Raw genomic sequence first — 16507 nt, 5'->3', positions numbered from 1 at the left:
GTCGCCCCCCCCGGCACCGCGCGCGACCGCAAGCGCCACGGCAGGCGTTCCGTATGAGCGCGACGGCAAGACGGTCTTTGCCACCCCGTCCCGCATCGCTGCCATTCGTGCGGAAGGGCATTACACGGTGCTCTATGTCGGGGCCGAGAAACTCTTCTGCCCCTGGACCATATCCGAGGCAGACGAGCGCCTGGCATCTGCGGGCTTCCTGCGGGTTCATCGCAGCTACCTCGTGAACCCCGCGCATGTGTCCAGCTTCGAGCGGCACAAGGACAATGGCACCTGCTATTTCGAGGGAGTCGCCTCGCTTCCCAAAGTGCCCGTCAGCCGATCACGCCTGAGCGACATTCGGGAGGCGCTCGGGCTCTGATCGCAACTCGTGCAGCCCATTCGCATTTCGTGAAACAGATGGCGCGGCCTGTTCCCGGCCGCTGGAATGCAACCGCACACTGATTGTTCCATGATCCCGGACCCGACAGGCCAAGGCCACGGGCGCAGGGAGGACAACAGACATGATACCAGCCGGTTTCGAGTATCACCGGCCGACAGATACGGCGTCGGCCATCAGCATCTTGCAGGAACACGGGGATGACGCGCGGGTCATCGCGGGCGGGCACAGCCTGATCCCGATGATGAAGCTGCGCATGGCCGACCTGGCCCATGTGATCGACCTACAGGATATTCAGGAGATGAAGGGCATCGAGATCGGCGCGGACAGCGTCACGCTCGGTGCCATGGTCACCCAGCACGAGCTGATCACCCATGACGGGTTGGCGGCGGCGGTGCCGATCATCCGCGAGGCTGCCTTGCAGATCGCGGACCCGCAGGTGCGCTACATGGGCACCGTCGGCGGCAATGTCGCCAATGGCGATCCGGGCAACGACATGCCGGGGCTGATGCAGTGCCTTGATGCGTCCTTCGAACTGGTGGGCCCCGATGGCACCCGCACCGTTGCCGCGCGCGACTTCTACGAGGCTGCCTATTTCACCGCCCGCGAGGACGAGGAAATCCTGACCCGGATCATGATCCCGGTGCCAGCCGCCGAAACCGGTCAGGCCTATGAAAAGCAGAAGCGCAAGATCGGCGACTATGCCACCGCCGCCGCCGCCGTGATGGTGGGGGGCGGTTCTGCCTCGGTCGCGATGACCAACCTCGCCGACACGCCCGTATGGTCGGAAGAGGCCAGCGCCGCGCTTGCGGGGGGCGATGTGGAAGGCTGCGTCGCCGCCATGCTCGACGCCATCGACCCCGTCGCCGACAACCGCGGCCCGGTCGAGTTCAAGAAACATGTCGCCGCCGTCATGCTGCGCCGCGCCATCGCGCGCGCCATGAGCCGCGCGGGCTGAGGAGACCCCAAATGTCGAAAATGCACGTAAAACTGAACGTGAACGGGCGCGAGGTCGAGGGCCTTGCGGAACCGCGCATGCTGCTGATCCATTTCCTGCGGGAAAACCTGCGCATCACCGGCCCCCATATCGGCTGCGAAACCAGCCATTGCGGGGCCTGCACGGTGGATATCGACGGCAAGTCGGTGAAATCCTGCACCGTCTTCGTGGCGCAGGCCAACGGGGCCGAGGTGACCACGGTCGAGGGGCTCGTCAACGATGACGGCAGCCTTGGCGTGATCCAGGAGATGTTCCGCGAACACCACGGGCTGCAATGCGGTTTCTGCACGCCGGGGATGATCACCCGCGCGCACCGCCTGTTGCAGGAAAATCCGACGCCGACCGAGGAAGAGGTGCGGTTCGGCATGGCCGGCAACCTCTGCCGCTGCACGGGCTACCAGAACATCGTCAAGGCCATCATGGCGTCGGCCGACATGCTGAACGCCCAGAAGGAGGCTGCGGAATGAACGACCAGAGCATGACCCCCGAAGAACGCGCCGCCAATCTCAAGGGCATGGGCTGCTCGCGCAAGCGGGTGGAGGATGTGCGCTTCACGCAAGGCAAGGGCAACTATGTCGATGACATCAAGATGGACGGGATGCTGTTTGGCGATTTCGTCCGCTCCCCCTATGCCCATGCCCGCGTGGTGTCCGTCAACAAGGAGGCCGCGCTGGCCCTGCCCGGCGTGGTCGCGGTGCTGACCGCCGAGGACCTCGCGCCGCTTGGGCTCCACTGGATGCCGACGCTGGCGGGCGACAAGCAGATGGTGCTGGCCGATGGCAAGGTGCTGTTCCAGGGCCAGGAGGTTGCCTATGTGGTGGCCGAGGACCGTTACATCGCGGCGGATGCCGTGGACCTCGTGGAGGTGGAATACGAGGAACTGCCAGTTCTGACCGACCCGTTCGAAGCGCTGAAATCCGACGTGGTCCTGCGCGAAGACCTGGAGGGGCAGACCGAGGGCGCCCATGGCCCGCGCAAGCACCATAACCACATCTTCACCTGGGAAGTGGGTGACAAGGACGGGACCGAGGCGGTTCTGGGCGGTGCCGAGGTGGTGGCCGAGGAAATGGTCTATTACCACCGGACCCACCCTTGCCCGCTGGAAACCTGCGGCTGCGTGGCCTCGATGGACAAGGTGACCGGCAAGCTGACGCTTTACGGCACCTTCCAGGCACCGCACGCGATCCGCACCGTTGTGTCGCTGATCTCGGGCCTGGCGGAACACAATATCCGCGTCATCAGCCCCGATATAGGCGGCGGCTTCGGCAACAAGGTGGGCGCCTATCCGGGCTATGTCTGCTCGGTCGTCGCCTCCATCGTGACGGGCAAGCCGGTGAAGTGGATCGAGGACCGGATGGAAAACCTCATGTCCACGGCCTTCGCCCGCGACTACTGGATGCACGGCAAGATCGCCGCCACGAAAGAGGGCAAGATCACCGGGCTCTGGTGCCACACCACGGCGGATCACGGCGGGTTTGACGCCTGCGCCGACCCCACCAAGTTCCCGGCGGGTTTCATGAATATCTGCACCGGGTCCTATGACATCCCGACCGCCTATCTGGCCGTTGACGGGGTCTATACCAACAAGGCACCGGGCGGCGTCGCCTATCGCTGTTCCTTCCGGGTGACGGAAGCGGCCTATTTCATCGAACGGATGATCGAGGTTCTGGCCATCAAGCTGAACATGGACGCGGCCGAGCTGCGCCGGATCAACTTCATCCGGGCCGACCAGTTCCCCTACCAGTCGGCGCTTGGCTGGGAATATGACTCGGGCGATTACCACACCGCCTGGGACAAGGCGCTGAAGGCCGTGGGGTATGAGGACCTGCGCAAGGAACAGGCGCAGCGGGTCGAGGACTTCAAGGCTGGCAAGACGCGCAAGCTTCTGGGTATCGGCCTGACCCATTTCACGGAAATCGTGGGCGCGGGGCCTGTGAAGAACTGCGACATCCTCGGGCTTGGCATGTTCGACAGCTGCGAGATCCGCATCCACCCCACCGGATCGGCCATCGCGCGACTTGGCACCATCAGCCAGGGCCAGGGCCATGCCACGACCTTTGCGCAGATCATCGCCAGCGAGATCGGCCTTCCCGCCGATGACATCACGCTGGAGGAGGGCGACACCGACACCGCGCCCTATGGTCTGGGCACCTATGGCTCGCGCTCGACCCCGGTTGCGGGGGCCGCAACCGCCATGGCCGCCCGCAAGATCCGCGCCAAGGCGCAGATGATTGCGGCCTATCTGCTGGAGGTCCATGACGACGACGTGGAATGGGACGTGGATCGTTTCGCGGTCAAGGGCGCGCCCGAGCGCTTCAAGACCATGAAGGAGATCGCCTTTGCCGCCTACAACCAGGCCATTCCGGGGCTTGAACCGGGGCTGGAGGCGGTCAGCTACTACGACCCGCCCAACATGACCTACCCGTTCGGGGCCTATATCTGCGTGATGGAAATCGACGTCGATACCGGCGAGTGGGAGATCCGGCAATTCTACGCGCTCGATGACTGCGGCACCCGGATCAACCCGATGATCATCGAGGGGCAGGTCCATGGCGGCGTGACCGAGGCGCTGGCCATCGCCATGGGGCAGGAGATCGCCTATGACGAGATGGGTAACGTCAAGACCGGCACGCTGATGGATTTCTTCATCCCGACCGCGTGGGAAACGCCCAACTACACCACCGACCACACGGTGACGCCGTCGCCGCATCATCCGATCGGCGCGAAGGGCGTGGGCGAAAGCCCCAACGTGGGCGGTGTTCCGGCCTTCTCGAACGCGGTCCATGATGCGTTCCGGCCATTTGGCCTCGTGCAAAGCCACATGCCGCATGACCATTGGCGGATCTGGAAGATCGCGAACGGGCTCGGCCTGCACGGCTGATCGTGAGCGGGCCGCCGCGGGGTTTCTTCGCGGCGGCCCATTTCGGGAGGGGTTGATGAGCATTTCGGATCTTCAACAGGGTCTGGCCCGCGAGGGCTATGTCGCCGATGACCGTCTGGCGATGGCGCTGAATCTGGCGCAGGTGCTGGGGCGGCCCCTGCTGCTGGAAGGGCCAGCGGGCGTGGGAAAGACTGAGGTGGCGAAGGCGCTGGCCGCCTTGCGCGACGCGCGGCTGATCCGCCTGCAATGCTACGAAGGGCTCGATGCGTCCCACGCGATCTATGAATGGAACTACCAGCGGCAATTGCTGGCCATTCGCGCGGCGGAAGGTTCGGCAACGGAAGAACAGCTCTTCTCCGACAAATACCTGCTGAAACGCCCGCTTCTGGAGGCGATCAGCGAAGACACACCGCCCGTTCTGCTGATCGACGAGATCGACCGGGCGGATGAGGAATTCGAGGCCTACCTTCTTGAAATCCTGTCCGATTTCCAGATCACGATCCCCGAGCTTGGCACCGTCAAGGCGCGCTCCAGACCCATCGTGATCCTGACCGCGAACGGCACCCGCGACCTGTCCGACGCGCTGCGGCGGCGGTGCCTGTATTCCTTCCTCGATTACCCCGACAAACCGACCGAACTGGCGATCCTCAAGGCCCGGATGCCCGCGGTCGAAGGGCTGCTCGCCCGCCAGATCGTCGGCGTGGTGCAGGCGCTGCGCAAGGAAGACCTTGAGAAAACCCCCGGCATTGCCGAGATGCTGGATTGGGCCGCTGCGCTCTCCGGTCTTGGGGTCAACGACTTGGCCAAGTCGCGGGACGAGGTTCAGGCGACGCTCGTCTGCCTGCTGAAAACCGCCGCCGACTATGACGCCGCGCCGCCCGAGGTGATGGACCGGCTGATCGGGAAGGTCGCCTGATGCAGCTCACGCGCTTCCCTTCCCGCGCCGACGGGTTGGCCGACCGGATGTCGGGCTTTATTGCGCATCTGCGGATGAACGGGCTGCGCGTCGGTCCGCGCGAAACCGGCGATGCGCTGGCGGCGCTTGCTGCCGTCAACGCCACCGATCGGGACGAGGCAAGGCAGGCGCTTTGCGCGCTGCTGGCTGGCGATGCGGAGGATTGGCGGCGCTTCGATGAGCTGTTCGATGCCTACTGGTTCAACGCGGGCAAGCAGCGCGCGGGAACGGCGCAGACCGGCCATGTCCGGGTGCAGGCCGCAAAGCCGAGGATCTGGCAACAGGACAAGGGGGAGGAAGCGGAGGATCGTCACTCACGGAACGACGACGCCATCACCCCCGATCCCGGCGAGGGAGAGGCCGCAGGGGCAGACGGGAAGCTGATCGCGACCCGCACGGCAAACCTCAACCGCCGGGACCTGCGCGAGCTGATGGACGAGGAGGCGTTAAGGCAGGCAGAAGCCGCAGCCCTCTCCATCGCTCGCGCCATCCGTGACCGGCGGTCGCGCCGCCGCAGGCAGGCGCTGCGCGGCCCCGCGCTCGACATGCGGCGCATCCAGAGGGCGAGCCTTGCGCGAGGGGGCGAGCCGCTGGACCTGTTCCGCCGTGCCCGCCCGCCGCGCCCCATGCGGATCGTGGCGCTATGCGATGTCAGCGGCTCGATGACCGTCTATTCGCGGGTATTCCTGGCGTTTCTGAAAGGGCTTGTCGGCAGCGGCTGCGAAGCCGACGCCTACCTCTTCCACACACGCCTGATGCGGGTGACGGACGCGCTGCGCGATCATGACAGCATCCGCGCCGCCGGGCGGCTGTCGCTGATGGCCGAGGGCTTCGGCGGCGGCACCGATATTTCCGGCAGCCTCGAAAGCTTCCTTTCGGGCTACGGCGCGCGGGCGCTGAATGGCCGGACGGTGGTTCTGATCCTTTCCGATGGCTACTGCACGCGAAAGCCGCAAGCGCTGGCCGATGTGCTGGCCCGCATCCGCCGCAAGGCCCGCCGCATCGTCTGGCTCAACCCGCTGAAAGGCTGGGCGGATTACGCGCCGGTCGCGGCCGCCATGCAGGCCGCGCTGCCCCATCTCGACGCCCATCTGCCGGCCAATACGCTCGACGCGCTGGCTGCGCTGGAACCCGAATTCCGGAAGCTGTGAAAGGACATTCCATGGCAGGTTTCGACATCTTCGATACGGTGGACCGGCTGCGGGCGGGGGGCGAGGCCTTCTGCGTTGCAACGGTGCTGCGCACAGCGGACGCGACCAGCGCCAAGGCCGGGGCCAAGGCCGCCGTGACGCGGACCGGCGACATCCTCGGGCACCTTGGCGGGGCCTGCGTGCAGCGCGCGGTGCGAACGGCGGCGGGCGAGGCGCTGGCCGAGGGCGCACCCCGCATGATCCGCGTGAAACCCTCTGACAAGGTGGTGGCCATGACCGACCCCGACGGCGTGCAGACCTACAAGAGCGGCTGTCCCTCGGGCGGCACGGTGGATCTGTTGATCGAACCCTACCAGCATGCGCCCCGGCTGGTGATCTTCGGGGACAGCCCGATTGCGCGTGCGCTGGCGGCGCATGGGGCGCTGGCGGGCTTCCGCGTCTGCACAAGTGCAGAGATCGAGGGGGCCACCCGTTTCGACCCCGAGGACATGGGCCCGCTCGGCGTGGAGCCGCGCGATTTCGTTGTTGTGGCCTCGCAGGGCAAGGGCGACGGTGTGGCGCTGAAGGCGGCGCTGGAAACCCCCGCGCGGCGCGTGTCGATGGTGGCCAGCCGCCGCAAGGCCGGGGTGCTTTCGGCCAAGCTGGTGGATGCGGGCACGGACCCGGCCCGCGTCGCGCGGCTCAAATCCCCCGCCGGGCTCGATATCCGCGCCATCGACCCGCATGAAATCGCCCTGTCGATCCTCGCCGAGGTGATCCAATGGCGCAACACCGATACCCAGAGGGAAGCCAACCATGATGAAAAGCGTGCGTGACTGGTTCCGGGCCCGCTGGCCCGCGCCACCCGAAATGACCCCCGAAGAAAAGGCCGAAGCGGCCCTTCGCGCCTATCCCAGATGTTGCTGAGCAGAGGAAACAAGACATGGACCTGAGCGACGAAATTCGCATTCAAGCCCCCCGCGACGTGGTCTACCGCGCGCTCAATGACCCCGAGATCCTGCGCGAATGCATCCCCGGCTGCGAGGAACTGATCCAGCATTCGCCAGAGAATCTGGAGGCCAAGGTGGTGCTGAAGATCGGCCCGGTGAAGGCGCGCTTTGCAGGAGAGGTGACGTTGGACACATCGAACGCGCCGGATGGCTTTACACTGACCGGCGAAGGCAAGGGCGGTGCGGCGGGCTTCGCCAAGGGCGGGGCCGAGGTGACCCTGACCGAGGACGGCCCCGAGACCATCCTCGCCTATACCGCCACGGTCGATATCGGCGGCAAGATCGCGCAGCTTGGCAGCCGCCTGATCGCGGGCACCGCCAAGAAACTGTCGGGCAAGTTCTTCACCCGCTTCGGCGAGATCGTCTCCGAGCAATCGGTCGGCTGACCGGTTTAGGAACCGGTTGCAATTCGCCCCGTCCCGCTGTCTGATTTCCCGAACGATGGACAGCGGGAGGCAGCGGGCCGGAATGACGGTGACCCTGAAGGATGTGGCAGAGCGGGCGGGCGTCTCGCGCTCGGCGGTGTCGCGGACGTTCACACCCGGCGCATCGGTTTCCGCCAAGACCCGATCCAAGGTTGAACAGGCTGCGGCGGAGCTTGGATACGCGCCAAGCGCGCTGGCCTCGGGCCTGTCCACCGGGCGCACCAAGCTGATCGGACTGGTGTCCAACAACTTCCGCAACCCGATCTTTCTTGAGGTCTTCGACCTGTTCACCCGCGCCATCCAGGACCGGGGATTGCGCCCGCTGCTGGTGAACCTGTCGGAGGATACGGACCCCGAGGCCGCCATTCGCATGCTTCGGCAATACTCGGTGGATGCGGTGATCGTGGCGTCCTCAACCCTGTCGCCTGCCTTCGCGGCAAATTGCAAGGCCGCAGGGCTGCCCGTGGTCCATGCGTTCGGGCGAGCGACCCGACGCCCCGAGGTGCCGGTGGTGGGCATCGACAATGTCGAGGCGGGCCGCATGGCGGCGCGGGCGCTGCTGGCGCGGGGCTATCGCGACATCGGGTTTCTGGGTGGCCCCGCCGGGGCGACAACCACGCAGGACCGGCTTGCGGGCTTTCGTCAGGAACTGGCCCGGCACCCCGGTTGCCGTCTGCGGGAAAGCTTCGCCAGCACGTATTCGCATGACGCCGGGGCGGCCGAGATGTCACGGCTGATTGACTCCGGCCCCCTGGCCGAAGCCTATTTCTGCGGCGATGACGTGATTGCCATCGGCGCGCTAGGGGTATTGCGAAAGGCCGGGCGCGAGGTGCCCGGGGATGTGGGATTGATCGGGTTCAACGATATGGAGGCGGCATCCTGGGATTTGGTGACCCTGACCACCATTCGCCAGCCTCTCGATGAGATCATTGCGGTCTCGGTCGGGCAGGCCATTGCTCTGTCGGAACAGCCAGAGACCCCTGTCACGCAGACCCTGCTGCCCCTGACCCTGATTGAGCGTGGCACGCTCCGCCCGGGGATGTGAGCGGGGAAGGCCCTTCGAAGGGCCTTTTAACGCGTTTTCGAAAACGCGTCCCCGCGCATCACTCATACCTGGCGAAACATCGGCGGACGGGCATCGACCCACCGGCCATCCGCCTTGCCGCTCTCGGCCACGGCGAACACCGCTGCCATGGACCGCAGCCCATCTTCGGCGCGGGGATAGAGATCGGCGGCGGAATCCATCGCACGGCCCTCTTTCCCGGCCCGGATCGCCTCGGCCAGATCGCGGTAGATATTGGCAAAGGCCAAAGGCATCCCCTCGGCATGGCCCACGGTCACGCGGCTCGACCGGTCGGCCTCGGGCGAAAGCCCCCCTTCCCCGCGTTCGATCACCTGCAAGCGCCCCCGCAGCGGCATCCAGTAGAGCTGGTTCGGCTGTTCCTGGCTCCAGCGCAGACCGCCATTTTCGCCGAAGACCTGCAATGTCAGCCCATGCTGACGCCCAAGCGCAACGGAGGAGGTCCAGAGCCGCCCCACGGCCCCGCCATCGAAGCGCAGGTTGACCATCGCGTCATCCTCCAGCTCGCGGCTGGCGATGCAACTGACCGTGTCGGCGGACAGCCGCTCCGCCTCCTGCCCGATGACGAAGCTCGCCATATGCAGCGCGTGGATGCCGCAATCGGCGAACTGCGCAGACACGCCCGCCTGCGCCGGATCATAGCGCCAGCGCACCCGCGGGTTGTCGGCATCGGCGGCATCGGCGTGGTGGCCATGGGCGAATTCCGCCTTCACCAGCCGGATCGCGCCCAGATCACCGCGCGCCACCATCGCCCGCATGTGACGCACCAGCGGATAGCCGGTGTAGCCGTAGTTCACCGCGCAGATCCGGCCCGTGGCGCGGGCGAGTTTCACGATCTCTTCGCCCTCTTCCACGGTCATCGTCATGGGCTTTTCGCACAGCACGTGAAAGCCTGCCTCCAGATAGGCCTTGGTGATCTCGAAATGGGTCGCATTGGGCGTGGCCACGGTCACCAGGTCGATGCGGTCCTCTCGGTCCCGCTCACCTTCCAGCATCTCGCGCCAGTTGCCATAGGCACGGTCGGCGGCCAGCCCGAGCCGCTTGCCGTAATCGCGGCCCGCGTCAGGGCGGTGATCCAGCGCGCCCGCGACAAAGGCGAACTCTCCGTCCAGCCCCGCCCCAAGCCGATGCGCCGGGCCGATCTGACTGCCCTCGCCGCCACCGATCATGCCCCAGTTCAGTTTTCCCATGGCAGCTCTCCCTCAGTCAAAGCCAATGGATGTCAGGTAATCCCGGTTCGCCTTTGCATCGGCGATCGGGGAAATGTCCAGTGTCGGATCGCAATCCTGTTCGACCGTGCACCAGCCGCGATAGCCGCGTTCCAGCAGCAGGCGCCGCACGGCCTGAAAGTTCACGTCGCCCTGACCCAGATTGCAGAAGATGCCCTGTCCGCAGGCGTCATAAAACCCGGTGCGGTTGGCGATGACCCTGGCCTTCACGGCAGGGTCGATATCCTTGAAATGGATATAGCTGATCCGGTCCATATGCCGTTTCATGAAAGCAATCGGATCATAGCCCGCATAGGCGTGGTGGCCGGTGTCGAAGCAGATGTTCAGAACCTCCGGGGCAACCTCATCCAGCAGCCGTTCCAGTTCCGGCTCGAACTCGATGAACCCACCCGCATGGGCATGGATCGAGACCGTGAGCCCATAGACCTCGGCCCCCATCCTGGCGATGGTCACGATCCGGTTGCGGAACGCGACCCATTCGTCAGGTTCCATCTGCTCCGCCTCGTCGGCGCGACCTGCCGTGGGGGCCCGCCGGGGGGATATGGCGTCGATCAGCACCAGATGTTTCGCGCCGAGAGAGGCAAGCGCCTTGCAGGTCCGCTCGGCCCCATCAACCACATCCATCCACTTGTCAGGGTCATGAAAGGGCCGGTAGACCACGCCACCGATCAGGGTCAGCCCGCAGTCTTCCAGCGCCTCGGCCAGCACCTGAGGGTTTTCCGGCATGTAACCGACAGGCCCCAGTTCGATGCCCCGATATCCCGCCTCGGCGCATTCCCTCAGCACCTGCCGCCAGGGCGGGTTGCGCGCATCGTCGGGAAACTCGACGCCCCAGGAACAAGGCGCATTGCCGATCTGGATCATGCCCGGCCCTCAGAAATCGGATGGCGCCTGCCATGTGCGCGTGGCATCGGACGCCCGCGCCGCGGCGATGACCTGATGCACCTCCAGCCCGGCCTCGAAGGTCGGCCAGACGGCCTGCCCGGTGTCGATGGCGGTCAGGAAATCATGCGCCTCGATGATGATCTGGTCCTGATAGCCGGTGCCATGCCCCGCCCCCTGGCAGAAGGGCAGGTAGTCGGGATGATCCGGCCCGGTCAGGATCTTGCGAAAGCCCTTCTGGCCGTCCGGGTCATCCTTGCGATAGAACCAGATGGCGTTTTGATCCTCCTGATCGAAGCGGATCGCGCCTTCGGTTCCGGTGATCTCGTAGCCATAGCCCATCTTGCGACCGGTCGCGACGCGCGAGGCGTGGATATGGCCGACAACACCACTCTCGAACCGCACCATCATCTGCACCTGATCGTCATTCGTGACCGGAATGCCGTTGCGATCGGGGTAGACGGTTTCCATGACCGCGTTCAGCTCTGCAATCGGCCCCATCAGCGCCAAGGCCGCATTGATCGGATGCGGGGCGAGGTCGCCAAGACAGCCATTGGCCTCGCCCTCGCAGCGCCAGGCGGGGGTTTTCTGCGCGATGTGGAAGTCTTCCTCGTGGACACAGCGGAACCCGGTAATGCGGCCAAGCGCGCCCTCGGCCAGCAACTGCCGCACATATTGGGATGCAGGCGTGCGGATGTAGTTATAGGCCACCATATTGGCCACGCCCGCCGACTTGGCCGCCGCCACCATGGCCCGCGCCTCGAACACATTCAGCCCCATGGGCTTTTCACACAGAACCGGCTTGCCCAGCGCCAGCGCCGCCTCGGCGATCTGCAAATGAGTGTTCTGGGGCGAGGCAATCACGACGGCATCCACGGCGGGATCGGACACCAGATCACGCCAGTCCTGAGCGGCGCGGGCGAATCCGAAGGCCTGCGCATAGCGTTCTGCACTGGCCGGAGAGGAAGCCGCGATAGCCGCAAGACGCGGCTTCAGGCGAGTTTCGAACACGGCTCCCACAGACGCAAAGGCCACCGAATGGGCCTTTCCCATATAGCCGCCCCCGACGATTCCGATCCCGATCTGGTTCATGGTTTCGGCCCCTCTCGTTCACATATTGCAACCGGTTGCAAAATTGTTATCCTGAGTGCATGTTTCATGCAACCATGAATTCGGAGGGACGGGGAAATGACAGGTCTTGCGCGGCTTTCCGGCAAATCCTTTCTGGTGATCGGGCGGGCGGGCATGGATCTCTATGCCGACCCGCCGGGCGCGCGGGTGGAAGAGGTCAGCGCCTTCACCACGGCCCTTGGCGGATCGTCCGCAAACATTGCCGCCGGGCTGTGCCGATTGGGATGCGCCGCCGCGCTGGTCACGCGGGTGTCCGACGATGCGATCGGGCGCTTTTGTCTGAACCAGCTCGACGCCTACGGCATCGACCGCACCCATGTGCATCTGGAAGGTGGCGAGGCGCGCAATTCTCTGGCTGTCGTGGAAACGCGGCTGGAAAACACCCAATCGGTGATCTACCGCAACGGCGCGGCGGATTTCGAGATGACCATAGCGGATGTGGAGGCGGTGGATTACAGCGCCTATTCCGCCCTCGTCACCACTGGCACCGTCTTGGCCGCAGAACCATCTCGCAGCGCCTGTTTCCGGGCCTTCGAGCTCGCCCGCGCCGCCGGTCTGCCGCTGATCTTTGACGTGGACTATCGCCCCTATTCCTGGGCCTCTGCCAAGGAAGCGGAAGATGTCTATTCCCGCGCCGCTGCGCTTTGCGACATTATCATCGGAAATGACGTGGAATTCGGCTTCATGGCCGGTGGCATGGACAAGGGCCTCGACAAAGCCCGGTCGCTGATCACCGAGGGCGCGCAGATTGTTGTCTACAAGATGGGCGAAAAAGGCGCGATCACGATCACCGCAGAGGGCGAGGTGCAAACCGGCATCTACGAGACCAAGGCGCTCAAACCCACCGGCGCGGGCGACAGCTTCATGGCCGGATTCCTGGCGACGCTGGCCGCTGGCAGCGATGTCAGAACCGCCGTTCAAACCGGATCCGCCGCCGCCGCAATCGTCGTCTCTCGCGTTGGCTGCGCCCCCGCCATGCCCACCCCGGACGAGCTGGCCCATTTCATGGCCGCTGCCACCCCATAAGAGGATATCGCAATGCACATCCCCCCGTTCGACAATCAAAACAAGGCCATCGTGGACGTGGACGACGCCCATGTACCGCTGACCTATTTCAACATCGTCAAACTGAAGGCGGGCGAGACATTCGACTATCGCCTCGCGGGCTATGAAACCTGCGTCGTTCCTGCAACCGGAACGGTGACCGTGGAATGCGGCGGCGAGACCTTCACCGATATCGGCAACCGGGGCGCGGACGTCTGGGACGGGGAGCCGGAGGGCGTCTATGTGCCGACCGACACCGGTTGCCGGATTACCGCCCGGACCGATACCGAGACCTTCATCGCAGGCGCTAAATATGCGGAGACGCTGAAACCCTTTGCCGTGCGCAAGGGGGAACTGGACCTCGTTCAATACGGCTCGGACGACACCAAGACGCATCGCAAGATCAAACACATCCTTGGCGCAGGCCATCACGACCGGGTCGGGCGGCTACTGGTGTCGGAACTCTTCACGGTTGGTGCCGGCGGCTGGTCGGGCTTTCCCAGCCACAAGCACGACACCGACCGGCGCGACGACAGCGACGAACTGATCGAAACCCGTCACGACGAATGCTACAATTTCCGCTTCAAGCCCAATTACGGCTCCGGCCTGCAAATGCTGCAACGGGTCGATAACGAGCCGGGGGACGCCTATCACATCATGGACGGGTCCACCGTGCTGATCGACAAGGGCTATCACCCCTGCTGTGCGCTGCCGGGCTATGAGATGTATTACTTCACCATCCTCGGCGGGCTGACACAGCGATCTCTCAGGCAGTATTTCCAGCCCACCCATGCCGAGCAACTGCACACGATCCCCGGCATCATGGACATGGTGGCGAAGTTCAAATGACCCGCGCGACGCTGTCGGAGGTTCTGCAACCGGCGCTGGCGGGAGGCTATGCGGTTGCGGGGCTTGTCTGCCTTGGATGGGAGGACGCCCGCGCCTATGTGGCCGCCGCCGAGGCCGAGGGCGCACCGCTGATCCTGCAAGCGGGCCCCGGCGCGCGGGCCCACACCCCCCTGCCCGTCTGGGGCGCGATGTTCCGCACGCTGGCAGAGGGGGCCTCGGTCCCCGTCGTCACCCATCTGGACCATGGCACCGATGAAGAGGACTGCCGGATCGCCATCGCGGAAGGCTTCACCTCGGTCATGTATGACGGCTCTCGCCTGTCGCTGGAGGACAACATCGCCGCCACCGCCCGCATCGCGGAGCTGGCCCATGCCGCAGGTGTCAGTTGCGAGGGGGAAATCGGCTTCGTTGGCTATGCGGCGGGCGAAGCCTCTCGCGGCACCGACCCGCAGGACGCGGCGCGGTTCGCACGGGAAACCGGCGTCGATGCGATGGCGATCTCCGTGGGCAACACCCATTTGCAGACCACGGCAGGCGACGGGCTGGACGAGGCGCGGATCGCCGAAATCGCGGCCCTGACCCAAACCCCGCTGGTCATCCATGGAGGATCGGGCGTGCCGCACGATCAGCGCCGCCGTCTCGCCACCGGCACCAGTATCTGCAAGTTCAATATCGGCACGGAACTGAGGCAGGTCTTCGGCGCAACCATCCGCCAGACGCTGGCCACGGACCCGGAGGTCTACGACCGCATCGCCATCCTCTCTGCCCTGCACGACCCGCTATGCGAGGCCGCTCGGGCGGTCATCAGGGGGCTTCGCCGCTGACAGTCCGCCAAAACGGACCCGTTTGAAACGAATGGACATGAGGCTGATACGAGCGGCCATGGCGATACGCAGCCAACCTGACTAGGTTGATCCCGACCAAGCCAGAGAAGAGCATCCCATGACCGAAGCCCTAGCCCCGAAAACCGTGCTCATCGCAGGTGCGACCGGCTATCTCGGGCGGCACCTTACCGCCGAATATGCGCGCCGTGGCTGGCGTGTGCGTGCCCTCGTGCGCCGCGATACCGACCTTCCTGCCGAACTGATCCATGCCGAAGCCACCCGGCCCGAGACGCTGACAGGCTGCATGGAGGGCGTCGACCTGGTGATCTCTGCCCTCGGCATCACCCGCCAGACCGACGGGCTGACCTATCGCGACGTGGACTATCAGGCCAATGTGAACCTGTTGGAGGAGGCGCTGCGCGAAGGCGTGGACCGCTTCGCCTATATCCACGTGCTGAACGCCGACCGCATGGCGCATGTGCCGCTGGTCGCGGCAAAATCGGGTTTTGTGGAGCGGCTTCTGGCCAGCCCCGTGGCCTCGACCGTGATCGCACCATCGGGCTACTTCTCGGACATGGGCGATTTCCTGTCGATGGCGCAGGCCGGGCGGGCGTGGCTGTTCGGGGACGGCCAGCACCGGCTCAACCCGATCCACGGCGCGGACCTCGCCACCGCGACAGCCGAGGCGATCGCGGCGGGGCGCGACTGGCTGGACGTGGGCGGGCCCGAGGTCTTCACCCATGAGGCCCTGGCACGGCTGGCTTTCGCGGCGCTGGACCGGCCTGCGCGCATCACCCGCCTGCCGGATGCCCTGCGCCGGGCCGCGCTTCGCCTGCTGCCCTGGGTGACACCCACCCGCATCCACGGGCCGGCGCAGTTCTTCCTGACCGCCATGGGCGGCGACATGGTGGGCGAGTGCCATGGCACGAAGCGGCTGGCTGACCACTTTCTGACCCTCTCGGCGAACAGCGAAAGGATGACCCCATGACCCTGATCAAGACCGGAGGCTTCGCCGCCCTTGTCTGCGCCCTGACCTATATCGCGGGGTTTGCCCTGCTGCTGACGCTGCTGGCCCCGCTCGGCTTCGGCAGCAACCAGATCGACGCGGAGGCGGTCGTGGCCTTCATCGCCGAACAGCCACACCTGCTGATCGCCTGGAACAGCACGATCTATATTGCCAATGCCATTGCCCTTGTCCTTCTGGTTCTGGCTGTCCATGACCTGTTGCGGAAAGCGACCCCGGGATGGGCGGAAGCCAGCCGCGCCTTCGGTCTGATCTGGGCGGCGCTCGTGCTTGGCGCGGGCATGATCGCCAATGTCTCGGTCGAGACGGCCCTGACCCTGTCGCAGACCGACACGGAGGCCGCCGCACAGGCCTGGGCACTGCTGCACGCGGTCGAGCTGGGGCTTGGCGGCGGCAACGAAATCGCAGGTGGCGTCTGGCTGCTATGCGTCGGGCTGGCGGCCTTGCGGGCCGGTGCCCTGCCCCGGGTGACGGCGCTGTTGGCGGCCCTGGTCGGGGCGGCGGGCCTGTTGACCGTCATTCCGGCAATGGGCGAACTGGCCGGAGCCCTGTTCGGCCTCGGGGCAATCCTGTGGTTTCTGCTGGCAGGTCTGGCTCTATTGCGCCACATCCCCGGGGGGCGCGATTTGCAATCCCCATAGCTTTATCCTATGTAAA

At 65.4% G+C, this 16507-nt stretch carries 17 protein-coding genes; 14 read left to right on the top strand and 3 right to left on the bottom strand.

The genetic code is table 11. The features are described from left to right. From RBB16_RS17440 to RBB16_RS17400, 9 genes are all read left to right on the top strand, one after another. Positions 1 to 370, top strand: a 370-nt coding sequence (locus RBB16_RS17440; RefSeq protein WP_306047366.1) for a LytTR family DNA-binding domain-containing protein, incomplete at its 5' end; no start/stop codon positions are given. Positions 371 to 512: 142 nt separating this feature from the next. After that, positions 513 to 1346 (top strand): xanthine dehydrogenase family protein subunit M, encoded by an 834-nt coding sequence (locus RBB16_RS17435; protein ID WP_306047365.1) that lies wholly within the window; start codon positions 513 to 515, stop codon positions 1344 to 1346. 11 nt (positions 1347 to 1357) lie between these two features. Beyond that, entirely contained in the window at positions 1358 to 1852 is a 495-nt protein-coding gene (locus tag RBB16_RS17430; RefSeq protein WP_306047364.1) for a (2Fe-2S)-binding protein, read from the top strand. Then, entirely contained in the window at positions 1849 to 4266 is a 2418-nt protein-coding gene (locus RBB16_RS17425; RefSeq protein WP_306047363.1) for an aerobic carbon-monoxide dehydrogenase large subunit, read from the top strand. The genes RBB16_RS17430 and RBB16_RS17425 overlap by 4 nt, the downstream gene beginning before the upstream one ends. 55 nt (positions 4267 to 4321) lie before the next feature. Then, a complete protein-coding gene (locus RBB16_RS17420; protein ID WP_306047362.1) occupies positions 4322 to 5182 on the top strand; it encodes a MoxR family ATPase in 861 nt (286 codons plus the stop codon). Beyond that, positions 5182 to 6372, top strand: a complete 1191-nt coding sequence (locus tag RBB16_RS17415; RefSeq protein ID WP_306047361.1) for a VWA domain-containing protein — start codon at positions 5182 to 5184, stop codon at positions 6370 to 6372. Before RBB16_RS17420 ends, RBB16_RS17415 begins: the two co-directional genes overlap by 1 nt. Positions 6373 to 6383: 11 nt before the next feature. Further along, positions 6384 to 7187, top strand: a complete 804-nt coding sequence (locus RBB16_RS17410; RefSeq protein ID WP_306047360.1) for an XdhC family protein — start codon at positions 6384 to 6386, stop codon at positions 7185 to 7187. Between the two features lie 107 nt (positions 7188 to 7294). Next, positions 7295 to 7747: a carbon monoxide dehydrogenase subunit G gene (locus RBB16_RS17405; RefSeq protein ID WP_306047359.1), complete on the top strand. Its 453-nt coding sequence runs from the start codon at positions 7295 to 7297 to the stop codon at positions 7745 to 7747. Positions 7748 to 7829: 82 nt separating this feature from the next. Next, a complete protein-coding gene (locus RBB16_RS17400) occupies positions 7830 to 8831 on the top strand; it encodes a LacI family DNA-binding transcriptional regulator (RefSeq protein ID WP_306047358.1) in 1002 nt (333 codons plus the stop codon). 62 nt (positions 8832 to 8893) lie between these two features. Here the strand turns inward: RBB16_RS17400 and RBB16_RS17395 are convergent, their stop codons facing one another. The 3 genes from RBB16_RS17395 to RBB16_RS17385 are packed head-to-tail and all read right to left on the bottom strand — an operon-like array spanning position 8894 to position 12070. After that, a complete protein-coding gene (locus RBB16_RS17395) occupies positions 8894 to 10057 on the bottom strand; it encodes a Gfo/Idh/MocA family oxidoreductase (RefSeq protein WP_306047357.1) in 1164 nt (387 codons plus the stop codon). A 12-nt stretch (positions 10058 to 10069) separates the two neighbouring features. Next, positions 10070 to 10960: a sugar phosphate isomerase/epimerase gene (locus tag RBB16_RS17390; RefSeq protein ID WP_306047356.1), complete on the bottom strand. Its 891-nt coding sequence runs from the start codon at positions 10958 to 10960 to the stop codon at positions 10070 to 10072. Between the two features lie 9 nt (positions 10961 to 10969). Then, positions 10970 to 12070, bottom strand: a complete 1101-nt coding sequence (locus RBB16_RS17385) for a Gfo/Idh/MocA family oxidoreductase (RefSeq protein WP_306047355.1) — start codon at positions 12068 to 12070, stop codon at positions 10970 to 10972. Positions 12071 to 12166: 96 nt separating this feature from the next. On the opposite strand from RBB16_RS17385, the gene iolC reads away from it, so the two are divergent. The 5 genes from iolC to RBB16_RS17360 all read left to right on the top strand — a co-directional run bounded on the left by iolC (position 12167) and on the right by RBB16_RS17360 (position 16491). Further along, complete coding sequence (gene iolC / locus RBB16_RS17380; RefSeq protein WP_306047354.1) at positions 12167 to 13135, top strand: 5-dehydro-2-deoxygluconokinase; 969 nt, start codon at positions 12167 to 12169, stop codon at positions 13133 to 13135. A 12-nt stretch (positions 13136 to 13147) separates the two neighbouring features. Beyond that, on the top strand, positions 13148 to 14002 hold the full coding sequence (locus tag RBB16_RS17375) for a 5-deoxy-glucuronate isomerase (RefSeq protein ID WP_306047353.1): 855 nt from the start codon (positions 13148 to 13150) through the stop codon (positions 14000 to 14002). Beyond that, complete coding sequence (locus RBB16_RS17370) at positions 13999 to 14826, top strand: class II fructose-bisphosphate aldolase (protein WP_306047352.1); 828 nt, start codon at positions 13999 to 14001, stop codon at positions 14824 to 14826. Before RBB16_RS17375 ends, RBB16_RS17370 begins: the two co-directional genes overlap by 4 nt. A 118-nt stretch (positions 14827 to 14944) precedes the next feature. Beyond that, entirely contained in the window at positions 14945 to 15814 is an 870-nt protein-coding gene (locus RBB16_RS17365; RefSeq protein ID WP_306047351.1) for an SDR family oxidoreductase, read from the top strand. Further along, positions 15811 to 16491, top strand: coding sequence for a DUF4386 family protein (locus RBB16_RS17360; RefSeq protein ID WP_306047350.1), 681 nt, complete (start codon positions 15811 to 15813; stop codon positions 16489 to 16491). The genes RBB16_RS17365 and RBB16_RS17360 overlap by 4 nt, the downstream gene beginning before the upstream one ends. The last annotated feature ends 16 nt before the right edge of the window (positions 16492 to 16507 follow it).

The organism is Nioella sp. MMSF_3534, from assembly GCF_030732985.1.
Lineage (GTDB): Bacteria > Pseudomonadota > Alphaproteobacteria > Rhodobacterales > Rhodobacteraceae > Nioella.
The sequence above is the reverse complement of the archived record's forward strand: the minus strand, read 5'-3'. Positions and strand labels throughout refer to the sequence as shown.